This window comes from Actinocrinis puniceicyclus (assembly GCF_018283645.1).
GTDB classification, from domain to species: Bacteria; Actinomycetota; Actinomycetes; order Streptomycetales; family Catenulisporaceae; genus Actinocrinis; species Actinocrinis puniceicyclus.
In genome coordinates, this window is the sequence record NZ_JAGSXH010000367.1 from 1 (window position 1) to 654 (window position 654).

The 654-nt window shown below is 70.6% G+C and carries 1 protein-coding gene and 1 pseudogene; one reads left to right on the forward strand and one right to left on the reverse strand.

The features are described from left to right. Positions 1 to 340, reverse strand: a 340-nt coding sequence (locus tag KGA66_RS29315) for a recombinase family protein (RefSeq protein ID WP_211472890.1), incomplete at its 3' end; no start/stop codon positions are given. A gap of 67 nt (positions 341 to 407) precedes the next feature. Between KGA66_RS29315 and KGA66_RS29320 the strand changes: the two are divergent. Beyond that, positions 408 to 654 (forward strand): annotated as a pseudogene (locus tag KGA66_RS29320) (hypothetical protein); the annotation flags it as partial.

Sequence of the window (654 nt, forward strand, 5' to 3'; positions counted from 1 at the left end):
ACCCCACCCGCTTGGAGGCGGCCTTGAGGTTCCACGCGCTCAGACTGTTATCGATCCAGATCGAACCCAGCGGCAGCCGGTGGCGCACCATGTGCTCCAGGATGTCGCGCAACTGCCGGGCCACCCCCTCCAGCTGCCCGCGCTCGTCCTTGCTGATCCGGCAATACGCCTCATAGGTCAACGGCCGCGCACCCATGCCATGCCACGGCTCCGCGAGCTGCACGCGTCCCTCGAACTCGCCGACGACCCGGCCAATCCCGTCGATCATCAGCGCCTCCGGCTGACCCAGCGCCTCGGCCAGCGTCCGCTCCGTCACCACGAGAACCTCCAGCGCGATCACCCGCGGCACCCTGCCTGCCCCGGCGACAGCCTTTGCGTGCTGCGCCAGGCGAGTGATCCTCCCGTTTGTGGCGGATCAGGCGGCCGCGGTCGCCACGTTCGGGTTGGCGGAGGCGGCGGAGGCCGGGATCGTCAAGCTGGCGGAGAAGGCGGTCGACTTCCTGGAGCAGCAGCTGGAGCAGTACATCCTCGCGCAGGTGATCGAGGCGGGATTCAGGGCTCTGCGGCCGGTGATCGAGCGGGCGTTGGACGGGTTCGTGTTCAAGGCCGCCGCCGACGCGCTGGGCGTGCCCGCGGCCGGCGGCCGGCGGCGGG